The sequence below is a fragment of the Rhizobacter sp. P2_H3 genome (assembly GCF_056403355.1).
Genome location: NZ_JBFUFQ010000432.1, coordinates 1 through 2,285 on the forward strand (window position 1 = coordinate 1; position 2,285 = coordinate 2,285).

General features: G+C 61.3%; 3 protein-coding genes. 1 reads left to right on the forward strand and 2 read right to left on the reverse strand.

Features of this window, described 5'->3' with window-relative positions:
* Positions 1-344: 344 nt before the first annotated feature.
* Complete coding sequence (locus AC1D1T_RS31965; protein ID WP_477827994.1) at positions 345-593, reverse strand: hypothetical protein; 249 nt, start codon at positions 591-593, stop codon at positions 345-347.
* Positions 594-1,447: 854 nt separating this feature from the next.
* On the opposite strand from AC1D1T_RS31965, the gene AC1D1T_RS31970 reads away from it, so the two are divergent.
* The gene (locus AC1D1T_RS31970; protein ID WP_477827995.1) at positions 1,448-1,915 is read left to right on the forward strand and encodes a response regulator; all 468 of its coding nucleotides are present in this window, start codon (positions 1,448-1,450) and stop codon (positions 1,913-1,915) included.
* A gap of 1 nt (position 1,916) precedes the next feature.
* Here the strand turns inward: AC1D1T_RS31970 and AC1D1T_RS31975 are convergent.
* The coding region (locus tag AC1D1T_RS31975) for an integrase core domain-containing protein (protein WP_477993384.1) at positions 1,917-2,285 on the reverse strand (369 nt) is incomplete at its 5' end.

The window sequence follows — 2,285 nt, forward strand, 5'->3', positions numbered from 1 at the left end:
TGACAGGCCTCATCGCATCCTCATCGGTACACGGCACGATGATCAGATTCGCGGCGCCTCAGTTGAGTTTCCGACCGGCAACTCTGGTTGAAATTCGAAGCCCCGACCGTGCCTCATGAATGTCAGGTCTCCGACGCTCGATCCGAGCCGGACCAATGTCGCCGGTGGGTCGATGTGCGCCGGTCGCTGCACCAGCATGAACGTCGGCGCCGGGCCTGAACTAGGTCTCTCGACCTGGCACCGTCAGCAGTGGCTCGCCACCAACAGCGGACTGGCCTCAACGGATTTGCAATCCCCTGATCACATTAATAATCAACTACTTGCGGCCTCGCTACATCCCCGCTTCAGCAATCTACGCTGCTTGGCAGCGGCAGTGCATCTTTGCCATAAGCCAAGTTTGCATCGCTGCCCTCGTGAAACCGCGAATCCAGTTCCACGCCGTTACATGTCTCGATGGCAACGGTCAGCAAGAAATTTGCCTCATCGATCGCGCGCAGCAGAAGCGCAAAGTCAGGGTCATGCAAGAGCCGTCGACGCAGTGCTTGCCAAACGACGTCAATTTTGAGTGCTGCTTCTGGCGAAACGAGGCCCATGACTCCAGGATCAACCAACGCCGTTCGCGTGTATGTGCGATGGCGCACATACAGGGGGAACGGACCGCCCTGGGCTGATTGATGTCAGCTTTCGTCTATGTTCGCTCGCGCACAGTTTCCGGGAGCGCCGCCCGTAAGGGTGAGTTGCGCGCAGGCTCCTGATCATCCGTTCGGCAGCACCACGCCGAGTGGGAGCAGATTTCATGATGCATACCTTCCTGGCCGAGAAACGCGACGAGTTGCGCCATTAAGTGCATCAGGAAGCCGGAGCGTACCCGGTCCGGCGCCGAGCCTAACAGCGTCATAACGTCTGGCGAGCTACCAGCTAGCGCCGCAAGACGAGGAAGGGCGCTGTCGAGCGCCGCGACGCAAGTGGCGGGGCCGTCACGTACCGGGCCAAGCTCAATGTTGTACGTTCGGCGTCACCGACGGGAACGCGAACTCGCGCCCGACCATGGCGCGCGCGTACAGATAGTTCTCGAGGCCTCGCGCGCTGAGCGCGTCCAACTCAACATGCCCTTCAATGTCGCAAGGAAACACAAGCGCACGGCCATACAACCAGAGCGACTGGTACCGAAGGTCATGAGAGCAGTTCATGATTTGACCCGAAGACGGAGGCACCGACAACGCGCCGGACGCACGGATACATTCTGGGCGCTTCGGAGCGATGGAAAAGCAGGACACGCTCGCTAGACGCTGTAAGCGAGGAGGCCACCCGTCTGTTGCCTGCCCACCAGCGCCTCGAGCGCTCGAAGGGACTTGCTTGAGGAGCTGACAGCACGTGGGACAGCGCACAGACTTGGCTCCTCCTAGATGCAACGCTGCTACGTCGGTGTTCAAGTTGCGAGGCTCAGGTGAACAGTTTTCTTCGAGACGCTCCGGGCTCAGGCGGCTTCCTGAGAGGCTTGAAATGCTGGTTTCACCCCCAGTGGGCCTTCGAGCCAACTCCAGGGAAGAAGAGCGCATTCCTCCATGCGCCGCAGCAGCCGTTCGACGTGAACGGCGGCCTGACTGTCATGGTGGTGGACGACAACCCCAGCCATCTCATGAAGGCCTCTGAACTGCTCGAACAATGCGGCATCTCGGCCCTGCTCCCTTCGGACGGTGCTGAAGCGGTCCACCTTGCCTGCGAACGGAGCTTTGGCGTCATCCTGATGGACCCGCAAATGCCGGTGCTGGATGGGCTGCAGGCGACTTCGAGAATTCGGCAATTCGAAGGGGCGCACTCCCGTCGCCGAACCCCAGTGGTGGCGTACAGCACGTCAAAGGGTCCCAAGACCATACTGAATCGCCCCGGCTTTCGAGGAGGCCGGTTGGTGTGAGTCAGGCCGGGATGGCCTGACGGGTGGCGAGTTGCCGGTGGTAGTTTGCCTCGGCTTCGACTGGCGGGATGTAGCCGATGGGCTCGAGCAGCCGGTGGTGGTTGAACCATGAGACCCATTCGAGCGTGGCCAATTCGACGGCTTCCTTGGACTTCCAGGGCGCCCGCCGATGGATCAACTCGGTCTTGTACAGCCCGTTGATCGTCTCGGCCAGCGCGTTGTCGTAGCTGTCGCCCTTGGAGCCTACCGACGGCTCGATGCCGACCTCGGCGAGTCTCTCGGAGTAGCGGATGCTGACGTACTGCGAGCCGCGATCGGAGTGGTGGATCAGCGCCCCGTCGCGCTCGGGCTTGCGTGCGTACAGCGCCTG